Here is a 17790-nt window from a genome sequence, read left to right on the forward strand (position 1 = left end):
TGGGTGCACCATTCAGGAGGACCCGTCATGAGTGTGCAATTCGAATCCCGTCCCGATCTTGCCCGTAACGACGTCGGACTCGTCAAGGCGAGCACCTGGGATGTCGGCACCCCCGAGCGGCAGCGGGAGACGGTCGAGGCCATTCGTACGGCGTGGGACAGCCGTGAGTGGCCGCATCCGGGTCTGCTCTCGTACACCGTCCATGTCGGTGAGGACGGGAAAACGCTGTTCCACTACACCCAGTGGAGTGGGGAGCAGGCGTATCAGGACTTCTTCCGGCACGGCCGGGACGAACGCAACGCGGACATCGACGCCGCTGTGCCGGGCATCCGGCGGCTCGGGCTGCACACCCTCGAGCCGTACCGCTCCGCGCTGCCGAGGGAGGGGGACGGGCGGGAGCCGGGGTGCGTCGTGATCGTCGACGTCGAGTTCGAGGAGGCGGACAAGGCGCGGCAGCGGGACTGGGTGGACACCGTGTTCGAGGCGTTGGGAACCGATCCCGCGCCCGCCCCCGGCGGCATCTCCGGACACTTCCATGTGAGCACCGACGGAACGCGCGTACTCAATTACGCCGAATGGCAGAGCGCGCAGGCCCATGCCGACGCGCTGGCCGGGCCCGGTGACGGGATCGGGTCGAGGACGCCGCAGTGGGGGCGGGTGCAGTCGTACCCGGGGGTCATCGGCTCGGGCGTGCACCGGTACACGCCCGCGCTCAGCATGAGGCCGAGGGCGGGCGCGTGACGTCGAGCGGGGGCTACGGGCGGAAGCGGAGCACCTGCGGGTCGTGGTCGCTGTTCTGGTCGGCGAACTCGGCGTTGATGTGCACGCTGTCGTAGTGGAAGTCGTCGATCGACGGGCTGGTCAGGATCTGGTCGAGGACCTGGGTGTTGCCCTGGTAGACGTATGAGTAACGTTCCGGGCGCGGCAGGGACTTCACCGCCGGGTACAGCGCGCCACCGGCCGTCAGCGCCTTTGTCGTGCCGGAGAACTCGAAGTCGTTGATGTCGCCGACGACCAGGACGTCCGCGTTCTTCTGGACGCTCAGCAGCTTCTTGACGAAGGTGTTGACCGCCTCGGCCTGCGCGTGCCGCTGGACCTCCGACGAGCGGGCCGGCGGCTGGTGCCGTGAGACGATCGACTCGTCGCCGCCCTTGGACGCGAAGTGGTTGGCGACGACGAAGACCGTACGGCCGCGGAAGCTGAACTCTCCGGCGAGCGGCTTGCGGCTGTCCTGCCACGCTGCGTTCGCCGGGTCGATCCGGCCGGGGGAGAGGGTCAGGGCTGCCCGGCCCCGCTCCCGTACGACATCGGTCGCCGTCGTCGCGTCGCCGCCCGCGCGGTCGGTGAACGACACCCGCGCCGGGTTGAAGAGGAACACCTGGCGGATGTTGCCGCCGGGCTCGCCGCCGTCCTTCTTGTCCTCCGGGTCGATGGAACGCCACTCGTACGCCGGGCCGCCCGCCGCCACGATCGCGTCGGTGAACTTCTTGACCGTTCGGTCGGCGGCGACCGTACCGTCGCTCTTCGCGCCGTTGTTGTCCTGGATCTCCTCCAGCGCCACGATGTCGGGCGAGGCGAGATTGTCGACCACGGCGGCGGCGAGCGCGTCGAACTTCTCCTGCGGGTCGCTCGGGTCGAGGTTCTCGACGTTGTACGTCGCCACCGCCAGCTCGCCGCCGCGCTGCCTGCGGGTCGTCTCCCGGGCGAGGCCCTTGCCGGTGACCGTGCCCAGGGTGCGGGCGGTCAGCGTGTAGCCGCCGTACTGGTTGAAGTCGAGCGGCCCCTCGGTCGTACCGGACAGCACATCACCGACATCGGCGGTGGGGAAGGGCTGCTCGGCAAGCGGCACCAGCGACTGGATCTGGAGCCGGCCGGTGTTCTGCGCGGTGTACGAGCCGTAGACCGTCCCGCCGCGGCGGCTTGCGTTCTCGTGCGGCTTCACCGTCACCCACAGCTCGGCGTACCGGTCGGTGGCGCCGACCACCCGCGAGGTGCCGATGCGGATGTTCATGCCCTCCAGGGACTCGTAGTGGTCCAGGGCGTAGCGGGACGGGGCGAGGGGGAGCGCGTCGATGGAGCCGCCCGCCGCGGGGTCACCCTCCGGGGCGTACCGCGAGGGAACAGAGCGTTCCGAGACCGTCACCGGCGCGGGCAGCGCGTTGCCGGAGGACACCACGGCCACGGTGGGCTTGCTGATCTGGGTGAGCGACTGATTGCCGGAGGAGAGGCCGCCCGGGACGTACTCGGTGACCGTGCCGGAGACCGTGACCGCGTCACCGACCGCGACGGTCGGTGCGGAGCCGGTGTAGACGAAGACGCCCTCGCTGGTGGCGGGGTCGGCGTCGGGCTCGGGGTCCTGGAACCAGAAGCCCTTCGAGCCGTACGTCCGCACACCCGTGACGATGCCCGCGACACCACTGACCTGCCGGCCGGTGAGCGGGGATATCCGGGTCGTGCCCTGGATGTCGTGGATCCGGACCTGGCCGTCGGCGGACGGGGAGGCGGACGCGGAGGTGGTGGCTGCGCCGGTGAGCAGGCCCGCGGCGAGCGCAGCGGTGACTACGGCGGAGACAGCGGTCGTTCTGGACGATGCGGCGGGCATCACGGGCTCCGGGGGTATCGAGGGTCAGGAGTGGAGGTCTACGCGCGTCAATCTCTTGTGTGGGCAAGGCAGTTGTCAAGGTCCCCCGGGTGGACGCCCACTGTCCGTCGCATGAACCGGGTGGCATGGGGCGAAATGCGTCTACGCTTGGGCCGCCTGAACCCGTACGCCCCGTACGTCCCGAGGAGAACCACCTGATGTCCGCAGAGCGCCCCACCCTGCCGCCCGTACGGCTGCACACCGAGGCCGAGCTGGCACGGGACGCGCTCGCCGCGCCGCTGCTCGCCCGCGCTGTCCGGCTCGCCCGCTGGGCGGGCCCGGAGACCCGGGTCGGCGCCGGTGGCGAGCTCGTCGAGGAACAGTTGCCCGCGGCGGCCGAGCACCTCGGCCTCACGGCGGACGAGGACGGTGCAGCGGAGGCGAGCGAGGCGTGGCGGCTCGCGGTCGACGCGGGGCTCGTCGACGTCGAGGACCCGGAGGAGGCCGCGGGAGAGGACGCGGAGGGGACCGCCGCCGCCGGTGAGAACCTGGCACTGATCACCGGCGGTTCACCGCAGGACGTTCTCTCGATCTGGCTCGACGGTCTGGAGGCCGTCCACGCCGACGCCACCGCGCCCGTCTTCGAGGACTTCGCCGATCTCGTCGGCGAGGACGGCTCGATCGACTTCGAATCCCTGGACTGGGACCCGGAGGTCGAGGCGGAATTCCTCGACGGGGTCCTCGGCAATCTGTATCTGCTCACCGTCGGCGACGGCGGAGCGGACGTGGCGCCCGTACCGCTGCCCGCGCTCGCCGCGTCGATGATCGTGCCCGACGACATGGGCGAGCCCACCGACGACGTCCTTGAGCAGGTGTCCGAGGCGATGATGCGTCTCGACGACCAGTTCCGGGTCCTCGAACCCATCGGGATCGTCGAATACCGCCCGCTGGACGAGGCGTTGCTGGCCGAGGAGGGCGAGGACGCCACCCCGCCCGCCGACGACGAGGACGTCACCCGGTACGGAATGGTGAAGCTGACCCCGCTCGGCCTGTACGGCATCCGGGCCCGGATGCTGGAGGCCGGAGTGGACGCCCCGGCGATCGGCGACCTGGCGGACAAGGGCGCCGACGCACTCCTCGGCGGCATCGCGTACTACCCCGAGACGGCGGCGCGCAGCGAGGTGGAGCTGTGGCTCACCCGGCGCGGCGCGGACGGCGCCGCGGCCGAACTCCTCGCGGCGGCAAGCGGCGCGGACCAGCAGGCGCCGCTGCGTCGCCTCCACTGCCAGCAGGCGCTCGCCCTGGTCGGCGCGGAGGCGGAGCCCGCGGTGCGCGCGGTACTGGACCACCCCGAGCTGGGCGGTCTCGCACGGGTCTGGCTCGCGGAGCTGGGCGCGGCGGACGTACCCGCACCGCCGGAGTCGATGATCTTCTGGCTCGCCATCGACACGATCGCGGCCCAGCTGGAGTCCGAGGGCGATCTGGAAGAGATCCAGGGCCTGGTCGAGGGTCTGGCAGGCCAGCACAGCGGCTTCTTCGACGAGGCGTGGCGCGTGGAGCATCCGGCGACGGCGGACGTCCTCGAAGCGATGGGGCGGCTGCACAGCGACAAGAAGAAGGCCAAGGAGGCCCGCAAGGCGGCGTTCAAGGCGCGGTCGCGGACGGGGGCCTGAGACCCAGGCGGTTGCGCCGCCCGCCCGCCCGCCCGCTCGCGCGGGCGGCGTGAGCGTGGCGGTTCGCGGCGGACGGCACGGACCGGGCGCGTCATCCACTCCGGCCGACCGCATCCGGCCAACTGCACAGGAAGGATGCCCCTCAACGTCGTCCGCAGTTCAACTGGTGTTGGCACAGAGGCGCGACTGTGGGCGCGCCAACAACTCGCCCAGTTGCTCCAGGAGTACGTGATGCCCTTCACGCGCAGGGAATTCACCAGAACGTCCGCCCTCACCGGTGCCGGCATCGCCCTGACCGGTACGGTCGCCGCGCTGGCCACCGCGCCCGGTGCCCTGGCCGCAGAGGACTCGAAGCACGGCCACGACGGCCACGGTCACGACCACGGTCACAGCCACGAGCCCGGCTACGGGCCGCTGATCGCCGACCCCGAGGGACTCCTCGCGCTGCCCGCCGGCTTCTCCTACAAGGTCATCACCCACAGCGGTGTCACCAAGCTGGAGTCCGGCGAGTACACCCCCTCCAACCACGACGGCACGGCCACCTTCGAGGGCCCGCGCGGCGTCACCCTGCTCGTCAACAACCACGAGCTGAGCGGCACCCGCGCCGGCTGGGAGCACCCGGTGCCGCTGGCCGAGGGCCTCGTCTACGACCCGGTCGCGGCCGGCGGCTGCACCGTCGTGGAGACCCGCCGCGACGGCCGTACCGCCGAGTGGGTCGGCATCGCCGGTACGTCCACCAACTGTGCGGGTGGCGCCTCCCCGTGGGGCACCTGGCTCACCTGCGAGGAGACCGAGGACAAGGCCGGCAAGAACGGCCTGCTCAAGGACCACGGCTACGTCTTCGAGGTCGACCCGTACGACAAGCGCGCCAACCGTGACCCGCGCCCGATCAAGGCGCTCGGCCGGTACGCCCACGAGGCCGTCGTCATCGACCCCAAGCGCGGCCACGCCTACCTGACCGAGGACGCCGCGGGCCCCAACGGACTGCTCTACCGCTGGGTTCCGCCGCACGGCTTCCGGCACGGCCGCGGCAAGCTGCGCACGCTCGCCGACGACGCCGGTGTCCTTCAGGCCACCAAGTGCTTCGACAGCAGCGGCAAGTTCGTCGACGACCTGTCCCGCGCCACCAAGATCGGCACGGTGTACGGCGTGGACTGGGTCGACGTACCCGACCGTGACGCGAAGACCGTCTCGGTGCGCAAGCAGTTCGCGGACAGCGAGGTCACCCGCGCACGCAAGCTCGAAGGCATGTGGTGGGGCGACGGCGGCGCGTACATCGTCTCCTCCTTCGCCCGCGCGGAGAGCCCGGTCCAGCACGACGGCCAGGTCTGGTTCTACGACCCGAAGCGTCGCACGCTGACGCTGAAGGTGCTCCTCGGTGTGAACGCCGACCCGTCGAAGGACGGCGCCTTCGACGGCCCGGACAACATCACCGTCTCGCCGTACGGCGGTCTGGTCATCTCCGAGGACGGCAACGGCATCCAGCACCTGTTCGGGGCGACCGACAGCGGCCGCACGTACCCGATCGCCCGCAACGAGCTGAACATCGGCAGCGAACAGGAGCCGGAGTACAGCGAGTTCACCGGTGTCACGTTCTCGCCCGACGGAAAGACGCTGTACGCCAACATCCAGACGCCGGGCATCATGCTCGCCATCACCGGTCCGTGGAAGCGTCAGCCGAACCGTCACTGAGGCCGCACCGCCAGAGGTCACCCGCGCCGGATTCGCGCGAGCCTATTTCCCTCGCGTGTAATTCCCTCGCGCTCGGTGGAGCTCCCCCTCTAGAGTCCTGTCTGTGTCCAGGTGCGCAGGCAGGACCTACTTCCACTGATAATGGGGATGTCGCGGGTTCGAGTCCCGCCACCGGCATTTGTGCCGGTGTAGCTCAGGGGGCAGAGCACCTACGTCGGTTCCGCCGACTCTGATCTCTGGACACCACAACTTCATCAGCAATGCATGCACCTCCCGGTGCGCAGGCTGCGGCTACTTCTTGAAACGAAAATCGCCGCCGCCGACTCTGATCTCGGGAGGCACAGACATCGGGGGGTGCCCGGTGCGCAGGTGACGGATACTTCTCGGATCTGACGGTTGCGGGTTCAAGTCCCGTCCGGCCACGGCCGGTAGCTCAAGTGGTAGAGCATCAGGCAAGTTCGTCGCCGACTCCTGATCTCGGGCACCCCTTTTCCGCTGTGCCTTCTCCCAATGAATTCGGGGGAATTCACGTGGCACGCTTCAACACCCGCACCACCAAGCCCCGCACCACCTCGCCCGTGAAGTCGACCGGGCGTACCGCGCCGACCCATCAGGGCGGCCGAGGGTATCTCCGCGACAATCGCTCCGAGCTCTTTCTGCTGGCGGTCGCCAATTTCGTTTCCCAGCAGACCTTTTACGAGGACGGAGAACAGCGCGATAACCGATTCGCCGAACTCGTGCGGGTGCTCGCCGTCGGCGACCCCGAGTGGACCGCCGGTCTGCTCCACTGGCTGCGCCGCGAGGGCCGGATGCGTACCGCTTCGATCGTCGGCGCCGCCGAGTACGTGAAGGCACGGCTCGACGCGGGTGCCGAGGACGGACCGTCCAACCGGCGGGTCGTCGACTCCGTCCTGCTGCGTGCCGACGAGCCCGGTGAACTCCTCGGGTACTGGACCTCGCGCTACGGCCGTGCCGTGCCCAAGCCCGTCAAGCGGGGCATCGCCGATGCCGTACGCCGCCTCTACAACGGCAAGTCGCTGCTGAAGTACGACACCGCGTCCAAGGGATACCGCTTCGGCGACATCCTGAACCTGGTGCACGCCTCGCCGGACCCGGAGAAGCCGTGGCAGGGTGAGCTGTTCCGGTACGCGCTCGACCGCCGCCACCACCCGGAGGCGGCCGTGGTGCCGGCCTCCGACCGCGCCCTCACCGCGCACCGCGCGCTGATGGAGCTGCCGGTCGAGGAGCGGCGGGCAGTGGTCGAAGGTGTGGACGGTGCGGACCGGCTGGCTGCGGCGGGCATGACCTGGGAGGCGCTGGCGGGCTGGCTGCAGGGGCCGATGGACGCCAAGGCCTGGGAAGCGGTGATTCCGTCGATGGGCGCGATGGCACTCGTCCGCAATCTGCGCAACTTCGACGAGGCGGGCGTCTCGGACGAGGTCGCCGCGCAGGTGGCTGCGAAGATCTGCGACCCGGCCGTGGTCGCCGCGTCGCGGCAGTTCCCGTTCCGCTACCTCGCCGCCTATCAGCACGCGCCCTCGCTGCGCTGGGCACACCCGCTGGAGAAGGCGCTCGGCCACTCCCTGGGCAATGTGCCCGCGCTGCCGGGGCGGACGCTGATCCTGGTCGACCGCTCGGGCTCGATGTGGTCGCCGCTCTCGGACCGCTCGCAGCTCAACCGGGCCGACGCCGCCGCGATCTTCGGTACGGCGCTGGCGCTGCGGGCAGCCGATGCCGATCTGGTGCAGTTCGGTACGAACAGTGCACCGGTGACGTATCGCCGGGGCGAGTCCGTGCTGAAGGTCCTGGAGCGCTTCGGTGACCTCGGCGGCACCAACACCGCGGAGGCGGTGCGCCGGCGCTACCGGACCCATGACCGGGTACTGATCGTCACCGACGAGCAGGCGTCGTTCTCGTACGCCGCGGATGCCACCGCGGCCGTGCCGTCCGGCGTGCCTGTCTACACCTGGAACCTGGCCGGATACCGGGTCGGGCACGCCCCGGCGGGAGGCGGGAACCGCCACACCTTCGGGGGTCTTTCGGACGCGGCGTTCCGCATGGTGCCGCTGCTGGAAGCGGGCCGGGACGCGGACTGGCCCTGGAATCGCTGATTACGAATCCGGCATCAGTGCGCCCCCAGGAGTGGACGGGCATGGCGTCGGGCGTTCCCAGGGCGCATACTCAAGGTAATGAAACAGTCAGCCGGATCCCGGCGCCACCTGCCTTCCAGTCCCTTCAACCGCCCGGCCCAGGCGGCCCCACCGGTCGAATTGTTCGATGTGGGCGACAGGGTGTCGCACGATCAGTTCGGACTCGGTCGCGTCCTTGCTGTCGAGGGCGACAACGACGCAGTGCTCATCGACTTCTCGGGGCGACAGGGGAGGATCCTGAGCCCGTACTCCAAGCTGACCAAGCTCTGAGAGAGGCGGCGAGCACGCACAGCGTTCGCGTCCCGTCACGCTCTCCGGCTTCAGGGGCACCTGGTATTCGCAGGTGCCCCTGAAGCCGTGTCGGAAGGCTTTGCGGGGTTACAGCGCCTGGGCGGCGGGCTTCACCATGCCTCGAACGGTGCGCGACTTCACGAAGTCGCCCATGGCCGTCATCTCCCACTCGCCGGAGAACTGCTTGATCAGCTTGGCCATCATCACGCCGGTCTGCGGCTCGGCGCCGGTCAGGTCGAAGCGGACCAGTTCCTCGCCGGTGGCGGCGTCGATCAGCCGGCAGTAGGCCTTGGCGACCTCGGTGAACTTCTGGCCGGTGAACGAGTTGACCGTGAAGACCAGACCGGTCGCCTCCGCCGGGATCCGGCCCAGGTCGACGACGATCACCTCGTCGTCACCCGCGCCCTCGCCCGTGAGGTTGTCGCCTGAGTGCTTGATCGCGCCGTTCAGGATGGAGAGCTTGCCGAAGTAGCAGCTGTCCAGGTGGTTCCGGTTGGGGCCGTAGGCGATCACCGACGCGTCGAGGTCGATGTCCTTGCCGCGGAACGCGGGCTCCCAGCCGAGGCCCATCTTGACCTGGGAGAGCAGCGGGCGGCCGCCCTTGACCAGGGAGACCGTCTGGTTCTTCTGGAGGCTGACCCGGCCCTTGTCGAGGTTGATCTTGCCGGAGGCGGCGGGCGCGGGCGGGGCGGGCGGCGCCGCGGGGGGCGCAGGCGCGGCGATCCGCGGGTCCACCGGAGCGGCGGCGGGCATCGGGGGTGCCACGGGTGCGGGCGCGGGCGCGGCGGCGGGCTCCTCCTCGACCGAGACGCCGAAGTCGGTGGCGATGCCGGCCAGTCCGTTCGCATAGCCCTGGCCGACCGCGCGGGCCTTCCAGGCACCGTTGCGGAGATAGACCTCGATGACCACGAGCGCCGTCTCGGTGCCCAGCCGGGGCGGGGTGAAGGTGGCGAGCACACTGCCGTCGTCGGCGTTGCGCACGGTCGCGGTGGGCTCGATGCCCTGGAAGGTCTGGCCCGCCGCATCCGGGCTCGCCGTGACGACGATCTTCTCGATGCCGGACGGGACCGCGGTGGTGTCCACCACGATCGCGTCCGGTGCGGTGCCGCCGCCGGAGCGGTAGGTCACGCCGGGGCCGGCGGGCTGGTTGTAGAAGATGAAGTCGTCGTCGGAGCGCACCTTGCCGTCGGCGGTGAGCAGCAGGCCCGAAACGTCGAGCCGCACCGGTGCGGAGACGTCCACTGCCACGCAGGCGGCGGAGAGAGGGATGTTCGAGCCGGGGGTCATAGCGGTCATGCACGGGGTAACGAACGACCTGGCTTTGCCGTTCCCTTACCTTCACCCGCCTTGGCGCACTCTTGGCGCGGCGGGGCGGCCGGCCCGGTCGGTCCGGCTAGTGCGGCCAGATCGGCGGGTTGGTGCAGAAATGGCCGCCGAGGTGGGCGTGGTCGGGGTTGTCCGGGTCCAGCTCACCCTGTTCGGCGATGAGCTCGGCCGCGTACGGCTCCGAGTCGTCCCTCGGCTCGTATCCGAGCGAGCGGGCCGTCGTCAGGTCCCACCACAGCCGGGTGTTGTCGGACGAGCCGTGGACGACGGTGTGCCGTACGTCCTCGGCGGTGAGTGCGGCGTGAAAGAGCCGGGCGCCGTCCTCGGGGCTCATCCAGACCGAGAGCATCCGTACGGATGTCGGTTCCGGGAAGCAGGAGCCGATGCGTACGGAGACGGTCTCCATGCCGTGCCGGTCCCAGTACAGCTGGGCGAGGTCCTCGCCGAAGGACTTGGACAGGCCGTAGAAGGTGTCGGGGCGGCGCGGGGCGTCGACGGGGATCAGCGGGTCGCCGGGGAGCGGGCGGGGGGTGTAGCCGATGACATGGTTTGAGGAGGCGGACACGATGCGCCCGACGCCCTCTTCGCGCGCGGCCTCGTAGAGGTTGTACGTCCCCTCGATGTTCGCCTTCAGGATCTTGTCGAAAGAGGCTTCCAGCGAGATGCCCGCGAGGTGGATGATCGCGTCGACACCCTGTACGGCTTCGCGCAGCGCCTCCTTGTCGCCGAGGTCGGCCGTGATCGCGTCCGGCTCGCCCTCGATCGGGGCGACGTCGAAGAGGCGGAGCTCGTAGCCGTACGCGGGCAGAAGTCCGCGCATCAGGGTGCCGAGGCCGCCGGCGGCGCCGGTGAGCAGGACGGTGCGGGGAGCGGGCATACGCGGATCTCCTCGGTGCATAGGTGCACGCGCGCGGCCTGCGCGCGCGTGCACGGCCCCTGCGGGACCTGCGACATATACCCGCGGGGCATCAAATCCATGGACGATATTCATATGCATGGACAAGCTAAGAAGTCATGACGTACTGCGTCAAGTGTCGGGCGCCTCTCCCGCGGAGTCTCCCGCGGAGCCGGTAACCCCGTTTTCGTGATCGGACGGGTTGCGCGTTCTCGCCTTGACCTGTGCCGGGATGCTGCCTTAGCGTGAAGACGTTCATGAATATGGACACCGATCAGAATTGTGCACGCCTGGACCTGCTCAGGGAGCGCCCGTGACCTCAGCCCCTCTTGCCGCCCGACTCACCCGTGTCGCCGGGCCGCTCTTCTTCCCCGTCACCGCGTACGGACCGGACGGCGCGATCGATATCGACGCCTTCCGCGCGCATGTACGGACCGGCGTCGACGCCGGTGCGGCGGCCGTCTTCGCCTGCTGCGGCACCGGTGAGTTCCACGCCCTGACGCCGGAGGAATTCCGCCTCGTCGTCGCCGCGGCCGTCGAGGAGACCGCCGGAGAGGTGCCCGTCGTCGCGGGAGCCGGATACGGCACGGCGCTCGCGATCCAGTACGCGAAGCTCGCCGAGGACGCGGGCGCGGACGGACTCCTCGCCATGCCCCCGTATCTCGTCCTCGCCGACCAGGCAGGGCTGTTGAGCCACTACACGGCGCTCGCCGCGGCCACCGGTCTGGAGACGATCGTCTACCAGCGCGACAATGCCGTCTTCACCCCGGAGACCGTCGTCGCACTGGCCCAGGCGCCCGGCATCATCGGCCTCAAGGACGGCTACGGCGACCTCGACCTGATGCAGCGCATCGTCAGCGCCGTCCGTACCGAACTGCCCGGCCAGGACTTCCTCTACTTCAACGGGCTGCCCACCGCCGAACTCACCGGCCTCGCCTACCGGGGCATCGGCGTCACCCTCTATTCCTCCGCCGTCTTCGCCTTCGCACCCGACATCGCGCTCGCCTTCTACCGGGCGCTGGATTCCGGCGACGACGATCTCGCGGGCGCGCTCCTCGACCACTTCTACCGGCCGCTCGTCGAATTGCGTGCCAAGGGCCGCGGCTACGCGGTCTCGCTCGTCAAGGCAGCCGTCCGGCTGGGCGGCCTGGACGTGGGCGAGGTCCGCACCCCGCTCACCGAGCCGCCCGCCGCTCACATCGAGGAGCTCACCGAGATCATCGCGCGCGGCCGGGCCCTGCTGGAGAAGTACGGGCAGGGGCGGCGCGGGTGAAGACCTCCGCCTTCCTCTACCCGTGGGACGTCGTCGGCGACCCGGACGCGGCCGCCCGCGTCGCCGACCTGGGAGTCCAGCAGGTGACGCTTGCCGCCGCCTATCACTCCACCCGGGCGCTGACCCCGCGCCACCCCGGCCGCCGCATCGTCACGGCCGAGCATGCCGCGGTGCTCTACCCGCCGGATGCCGCCCGGTGGGCAGGGCGTGAGCTGCGTCCGTACGAGCAGTCCTGGGTGGCCTCGGACGATCCGTACGCCGAGGCCGCACAGGCCCTGACCGACGCCGGTCTCGAGGTGCACACCTGGGTGGTCCTCGCGCACAACTCCCGGCTGGGCGCCGAGCACCCGGATACCTCCGTGGTCAACGCCTACGGCGACCGCTATCCGTGGGCGCCGTGCATCGCACGGCCCGCGGTGGGCGAGTATCTGGTCGCTCTTGCGGCGGAGGCGGCGGTACGAGGCGGTGCGCGCGGCACCGAACTGGAGTCCTGCGGCTGGTACGGCTTCGCGCATCTGCACGCCCACGACAAGATCGCGGGCGTCGGCCTCGAAGACGCGGCGCAGTATCTGATGTCGCTCTGCTTCTGCCCCGACTGCCGGAGCGGATACGCGGAACACGGCCTGGACGCCGATGAGTTGGCCGCGACCGTACGGCGGGCGCTGAAACCGGCCTGGTCCGGTTCCGGCTCCTCGGAGGCCGGGTGGGCGGGCATCGAGAAGCTCCTCGGCGCCGACCTCGCCGCCGCCACCCTCCAGTGGCGCGGCGGGGTCGCCCGTACGCTCCAGGAGTCCGCGGTCGCCGCCGTGCGGGCGGCGGCGGAGCCGGGCTTCCAGGTGCTGCTGCACGCCGACCCCGCGCCGTACCGCTGTGGTGCCAACGTCGGTGTCGACCCGGAGCACATCCTGTCCGTGGCGGACGGTGTGGTGCTGCCCTGCACCGGCGGCGACGCGGCGCGCGAGGCCGTACTCGGCCCGTTCGCCGGGCGCGAGGGCGTGCTCGCGGCCAACTTCACCGTGGTCACGGGGATGGGCGGCAGCCCCACCACGCTGGAGCGCGACGCCGCGCATGCGGCATCGCGCGGTGCGAACCAACTGCGCCTGTACCACACCGGGCTGGCCTCCGACCCGGACCTCAGGACCGTCGCCGGAGCACTGTCACGCCTCGGTCGATGAAGGAAGCGGGCCGGTGGGGGCGTCCGTCAGCGATCCCCGAGCTCTCCACTTCGTTCGAGCAGGGGAGACCCCGTTCGCCGGCCCGTGACCAGCAGGGCCGCCGTCAGCAGCGCCGCGGCAGCGACCACCGGCAGCAGCACCCGGATGTCCACCAGCGCGACCAGTCCCGCACCGAGCGCCAGCGCCACCGCGTTCGGCACCATCATCAACGTGTTGGCGGTCGCGGCGGTACGGCCCAGCACGGCGTCCGGGGTCTCCCGCTGCACCGCCGTCATCGCGGCGATCAGTACACACGGCAGCCCGATCCCGATGGCCGCGCTCGCCACCAGCACCACCGCGTCGTACGGCAGTGCCCGTACCCCCACCGCCACCGCGAACAGCGCGATCCCGGCCGCCGTGAACACCCGCTCCGGCAGTCGGCGCAGCAACGGCCCGGCCAGCAGCCCGGCAGTGACGGACCCGGCGCCCTGCACCGCGTACAGCACACCCGCGTACGTGGGGGAGTGCCCGAGACCGTCATCGACGACGGCATGGATCGCGGCCCCGTTGAGCCCCGCGCACAGCATCGTCACCGAGCCCGCCAGCACGAGCGGCCGCAGCGCCGGTGACCCCCACACCTGTCGCAGGCCCGCGGCGAATTCGCCCCTCCGGCCGGCCGGAGGGGCCGTGGCCGGCTCCCGTACCGGCAGCAGCGCGTAGACCCCGGCCGCCAGCGCGAACGACACCGCGTCCAGCAGTGCCACCGCACCGCCCCCGTACCGGGCGTACAGCCCGGCGCCGGTCAGCGGCGCCAGCAGTTTCATCCCCTCGCCCGCCATCATCCGCAGCCCGTTGAAGTCACCCAGCAACCGGGCGTCGACGGCCCCGGCGACCAGCGCCGACTCAGCCGCGTCCATCAGTACGAAACTCGTTCCGTACAGGACGAGCACGGTGAAGAGGATCCAGATCCGCCCCGCCGAATCGACCACGAGCAGCGAGGCCAGCAGCCCCGCCATGACGAGGTTCGACCAGACGAGGAGCGGCTTTCTGGGGAGCCGGTCGGCGATCACCCCGAGCGCGGGCCCGACCAGCACCGGCAGCCACATGGCGAACACGGCGAGCGCCGCCAGACTGTCCGACCCGGTGAGCGACTTGACCCAGACCCCGGCCGCGAGCCACATCGCGGACGTCCCGAAACCGGAGACGACGACCGCCGTGAGAAACAGCCCCGCCGTACGGTCCCGCAGCACCCGTACCGTCGCCGACCCCGCCATCGCACCCACCGAAACCCTCCCGACCTGCACGCCCGTTACGTGTTCAGGCTGGTGTCCAAGGGCGTCCGGCGGCATCGGGCAGATGCCCTATCCCTGCCCGGCCCGGCGCGTTGGCCCTGCGCCCGGTGTACGGCGCATGCCGGATGTCCGCGAAGGAGTCCCCGATCACCGCGGAGGACAACTCCGTCAACGGCCGCAGGACCGACCTGATCGCCGTCCACAACGCGGTTGTGCCCGCCGGGCAGTTCACCTCGGGCGCCGGCTGGACCCCGACCCTGCGCATCCGGAACGACAACCCGCGAGCCGGCTCCGGCATCGTCGGAGCCGGCGTCGGAGCCGACAAGGGCTACTGACCGACGGACCGCCAACAGTCGTTCGAGGCAACGTCAGTTGCTCGTCCGCCGGCACGCGGATTTCCTTGGCGCGGAGTGATCACATGGCCGCGGCAAGCGGCTGCCAAGCCGCCGTCGTGAGCCGTACACATGCTTCAGCGCGGCCCAGTCGGTCCGGTCCAGTCCGTCGAGCGTGCGGGGGTCAGGAGGCCCAGGAGTCATGATCCCGATTTTGACAGCCGCAGCCGGCTCTCCGCTCCTGCCCTTCTCACCCCTTGAGCGCCGCCTTCATCATCTTCTGCGCGATCGGCGCCGCCAGACCGTTGCCGCTGACCTCCGAGCGGGCCGCGCCCGAGTCCTCGACGACCACTGCCACCGCGACCTCCTTGCCGCTGGAGTCGTCCTTCGCGTACGAGGTGAACCAGGCGTACGGGGTCTTGCTGTTGCCCACGCCGTTCTGCGCGGTACCCGTCTTGCCGCCCACCTCGGCCCCGGCGATCCGGGCGTTGGTGCCGGTGCCCTCTTCGACGACGGTCACCATCGCGCTGCGCAGTTGCTCGGCGGTGGACTGCGAGACGACCCGCTTCGTGTCCCCGTCCGCGAAGTCCTCAAGCGTGTTGCCCTTGGAGTCCGTCACCTCGGACACCATGTGCGGTGCGGCCAGTTCGCCACCGTTGGCGAGGGTGGCCGAGACCATGGCGATCTGCAGCGGGGTCGCGGTGACCTCGAACTGGCCGATGCCCGTCAGCGCCGTCTGCGGCTTGTCCATGCCGGACGGGTAGACGCTCTGGGCGGCCCGTACCGGCACATCGAGCTTCTCGGTGTTGAAGCCGAACTTCTCCGCCATCGCCCTCATCTTGTCCTGGCCGAGGTCGGCGGCGACCTTCGCGAAGACGTTGTTGCAGGAGTACTGGAGCGCGGTGCGCAGCGTGGCGTTCTCGCAGGGGGCCGAGGGATTCTCGTTGGTCAGGACGGTGCTGGTGTCGGGCAGGGTGTACGGATTGGGGCTGTCAGTGCGCTCGTCGACGGAGCCGTACAGCCCGTTCTCCAGCGCCGCGGCCGCCACCACCAGCTTGAACGTCGAACCGGGCGCCAGCGGCTGCCGCAGCGCGCGGTTGACCAGCGGCTTGTTCTCGTCGTCGAGCAGCTTCTTCCAGGCGTCGCCGTCCGTCGTCCCGCTGATGGTCGACGGGTCGTACGAAGGGGTGGAGACCATGCCCAGGATCTGCCCGGTCTTCGGGTCGATCGCGACCGCCGCACCCTTGTCGTCGCCGAGCGCCTCGTACGCGGCCTTCTGTACATCGGGGTCGATCGTCGTCAGGACATTGCCGGGGGAGGCCTGCTTGCCCGTCACCACGTCCATCGGGCTCTTCAGCCGGTCGTCGGTACCGTCCAGCACATGGCTGTAGATCCCTTCGAGCTGCGTGGCGCCGTACGCCTGCGAGCTGTAGCCGGTGACGGCCGAGTAGAGCTCGCCCTGCGTATACGTGCGCTTGTACGCGAGGTCGCTGCCCTCCGTCCCCTTCGATCCGGTGACCGGGTTCCCGGCCACGATGATGTCGCCGAGCGGCTGCGCGTACTGCGCGATGGTGTTCCGCCGGTTGTGTTCGTTGTCTGCGAGCGCCTTGGCCTGGTACGCCTGCAACCAGGTCGCCCGTCCCAGCAGGGCGAGGACCAGCAGCAGGCAGAAGACCGAGGCGCGCCTGATCGTTTTGTTCATCCCACGGGAGGGACGAGCGGGGTGCCGTGCGGCGTTCCCGATTGTGCCGCTTCTCACCGATTCCTCATGATCGGCCGGGGCGGCCGGGGGCGATGCCCCGCGTCACCCCGGCAGGGTGAACAGCAGCTCGTCGGTTTCCTCGCCGCGGGCGTGTGCGAATCCGTGGTCCTTGCCGGTGACGGCGAACCCGCACTTTTCCAGAACCCGGCGCGAACCGGTGTTGTCGGCCGCGGCCCGTGCGTGCAGCGGGCGCTCCGGTACGACGTCGAGCAGCGCGCGCAGCGCGGCCGTCGCGAGCCCGCGGCCCCAGTGCGCCCTGTCGATCCAGTAGGTGACCTGGCGGTCGTCCGGCGGCCCGTACGCCCCGGCGTTGCCGACCACCACGCCGTCCACGACCACCGTCCGCATCACGAGGGAGCCGTCGGCCAGGATCCGTCGCCAGTGGGCGTCGAACGCATGCCGGTCGGTGGGGTCCTCGCTGGTGAAGGCGGCCGTCCTGACCGACTCCGGGTCGGACATGAACGCGAAGAACAAAGACAGATCGCTGTCGCGCACCTCGCGCAGGGCAACCCGCATGATCAGAGCCTCCGGGTGGCGAGCGTCAGCCGGTCCCGCGCGTCGAACAGCGCGTCCTTCACCATCTGCTCGTGCGCGGGCGTGAGCCGGGCGACCGGCACCGAGCAGCTGATGGCGTCGCGCGCGGGGGTGCGGTACGGGATGGCGACGCCGAAGCAGCGCAGCCCGAGGGTGTTCTCCTCGCGGTCCACCGCGTACCCCTGCTCGCGGATGAGGTGCAGCTCCTCGATGAGCTTCTCGCGGTCGGTGATGGTGTGCTCGGTCAGCGCGGGCAGCGTCTCGGGGAGCATCTTGCGCACCTGCTCGTCGCTGTGCGTGGCGAGCAGCGCCTTGCCGAGCGAGGTGGAGTGGGCGGGCAGCCGGCGGCCGACGCGGGTGAAGGGGCGCAGATAGTGCTGGGACTGCCGGGTGGCGAGGTACACCACGTTCGTCCCGTCGAGGCGGGCCAGGTGGATGGTCTCCGTCGTGTCGTCGGAGAGCCGGTCCAGGGTCGGGCGGGCGGCCGCGACGACCTCGTCACCGTCGATGTACGAGGTGCCGACCAGCAGGGCCCGTACGCCGATCCCGTACCGCGTGCCCGTCGCGTCGGTCTCCACCCAGCCCAGCTCCACCAGGGTGCGCAGCAGCATGTAGAGGCTGGACTTGGGGTAGCCGACGGCCTCCTGCACCGCGGCGAGCGAGTGCATGCCGGGCCGCCCGGCGAAGTATTCGAGGAGTTCCACGGTCCGCACCGCGGACTTGACCTGCGCCCCACCAGACTCGGCCGACATCGCCCTACGCCCCTTCCAGCCCACTTACGAAACCCTGCGAATCCTTGCCACACTGAACGCCCGGAAATAGAGTCGCTTTATAT

The 17790-nt window shown here is 70.3% G+C and carries 14 protein-coding genes and 1 pseudogene; 8 read left to right on the plus strand and 7 right to left on the minus strand.

The annotated features are described in order from the left end of the window. Nucleotides 1–27 precede the first annotated feature (27 nt). Nucleotides 28–741, plus strand: coding sequence for an antibiotic biosynthesis monooxygenase (locus IEZ15_RS14940; RefSeq protein WP_189277184.1), 714 nt, complete (start codon nt 28–30; stop codon nt 739–741). 13 nt (nt 742–754) lie between these two features. On the opposite strand, the gene IEZ15_RS14945 is transcribed toward IEZ15_RS14940, so the two are convergent. Continuing rightward, complete coding sequence (locus tag IEZ15_RS14945) at nt 755–2602, minus strand: DUF8508 domain-containing protein (RefSeq protein WP_189277188.1); 1848 nt, start codon at nt 2600–2602, stop codon at nt 755–757. Between the two features lie 197 nt (nt 2603–2799). Between IEZ15_RS14945 and IEZ15_RS14950 the strand changes: the two genes are divergently transcribed. The 4 genes from IEZ15_RS14950 (at nt 2800) to IEZ15_RS14965 (ending at nt 8366) form a co-directional block, all read left to right on the plus strand. Then, nucleotides 2800–4254, plus strand: coding sequence for a hypothetical protein (locus tag IEZ15_RS14950; RefSeq protein ID WP_189277190.1), 1455 nt, complete (start codon nt 2800–2802; stop codon nt 4252–4254). 231 nt (nt 4255–4485) lie between these two features. After that, on the plus strand, nt 4486–5946 hold the full coding sequence (locus tag IEZ15_RS14955) for an alkaline phosphatase PhoX (protein WP_114243897.1): 1461 nt from the start codon (nt 4486–4488) through the stop codon (nt 5944–5946). A 530-nt stretch (nt 5947–6476) separates the two neighbouring features. Continuing rightward, complete coding sequence (locus tag IEZ15_RS14960; RefSeq protein WP_189277192.1) at nt 6477–8057, plus strand: TROVE domain-containing protein; 1581 nt, start codon at nt 6477–6479, stop codon at nt 8055–8057. Between the two features lie 78 nt (nt 8058–8135). Further along, complete coding sequence (locus IEZ15_RS14965) at nt 8136–8366, plus strand: hypothetical protein (protein ID WP_037711258.1); 231 nt, start codon at nt 8136–8138, stop codon at nt 8364–8366. 108 nt (nt 8367–8474) lie between these two features. Here IEZ15_RS14965 and IEZ15_RS14970 read toward each other — a convergent pair whose 3' ends face one another. Next, the gene (locus tag IEZ15_RS14970; protein ID WP_189277193.1) at nt 8475–9683 is read right to left on the minus strand and encodes a TerD family protein; all 1209 of its coding nucleotides are present in this window, start codon (nt 9681–9683) and stop codon (nt 8475–8477) included. Between the two features lie 97 nt (nt 9684–9780). Beyond that, nucleotides 9781–10590: an NAD-dependent epimerase/dehydratase family protein gene (locus IEZ15_RS14975; protein ID WP_189277195.1), complete on the minus strand. Its 810-nt coding sequence runs from the start codon at nt 10588–10590 to the stop codon at nt 9781–9783. A gap of 331 nt (nt 10591–10921) precedes the next feature. Between IEZ15_RS14975 and IEZ15_RS14980 the strand changes: the two genes are divergently transcribed. Together IEZ15_RS14980 and IEZ15_RS14985 are read left to right on the plus strand one after the other, a co-directional pair. Further along, nucleotides 10922–11881, plus strand: a complete 960-nt coding sequence (locus IEZ15_RS14980) for a 5-dehydro-4-deoxyglucarate dehydratase (protein ID WP_189277197.1) — start codon at nt 10922–10924, stop codon at nt 11879–11881. Beyond that, nucleotides 11878–13056 carry a hypothetical protein gene (locus IEZ15_RS14985; protein WP_189277199.1) on the plus strand — a complete coding sequence of 393 codons (1179 nt, stop codon included), beginning with the start codon at nt 11878–11880 and terminating at the stop codon, nt 13054–13056. The genes IEZ15_RS14980 and IEZ15_RS14985 overlap by 4 nt, the downstream gene beginning before the upstream one ends. A gap of 26 nt (nt 13057–13082) precedes the next feature. On the opposite strand, the gene IEZ15_RS14990 is transcribed toward IEZ15_RS14985, so the two are convergent. Beyond that, nucleotides 13083–14309, minus strand: coding sequence for an MFS transporter (locus IEZ15_RS14990; protein WP_114243891.1), 1227 nt, complete (start codon nt 14307–14309; stop codon nt 13083–13085). 155 nt (nt 14310–14464) lie between these two features. Here IEZ15_RS14990 and IEZ15_RS14995 point away from each other — a divergent pair. Further along, nucleotides 14465–14662 (plus strand): annotated as a pseudogene (locus IEZ15_RS14995) (pectate lyase); the annotation flags it as partial. Nucleotides 14663–14909: 247 nt separating this feature from the next. Here the strand turns inward: IEZ15_RS14995 and IEZ15_RS15000 are convergent. The 3 genes from IEZ15_RS15000 to IEZ15_RS15010 all read right to left on the minus strand — a co-directional run bounded on the left by IEZ15_RS15000 (nt 14910) and on the right by IEZ15_RS15010 (nt 17707). Further along, nucleotides 14910–16361, minus strand: a complete 1452-nt coding sequence (locus IEZ15_RS15000; RefSeq protein WP_189277201.1) for a peptidoglycan D,D-transpeptidase FtsI family protein — start codon at nt 16359–16361, stop codon at nt 14910–14912. A 102-nt stretch (nt 16362–16463) separates the two neighbouring features. Next, nucleotides 16464–16937 (minus strand): GNAT family N-acetyltransferase, encoded by a 474-nt coding sequence (locus IEZ15_RS15005; RefSeq protein WP_189277203.1) that lies wholly within the window; start codon nt 16935–16937, stop codon nt 16464–16466. A gap of 2 nt (nt 16938–16939) precedes the next feature. Beyond that, a complete protein-coding gene (locus IEZ15_RS15010) occupies nt 16940–17707 on the minus strand; it encodes an IclR family transcriptional regulator (protein ID WP_189277205.1) in 768 nt (255 codons plus the stop codon). Between the last annotated feature and the right edge of the window lie 83 nt (nt 17708–17790).

The organism is Streptomyces atratus, assembly GCF_014648655.1.
Taxonomy (GTDB): domain Bacteria; phylum Actinomycetota; class Actinomycetes; order Streptomycetales; family Streptomycetaceae; genus Streptomyces; species Streptomyces atratus.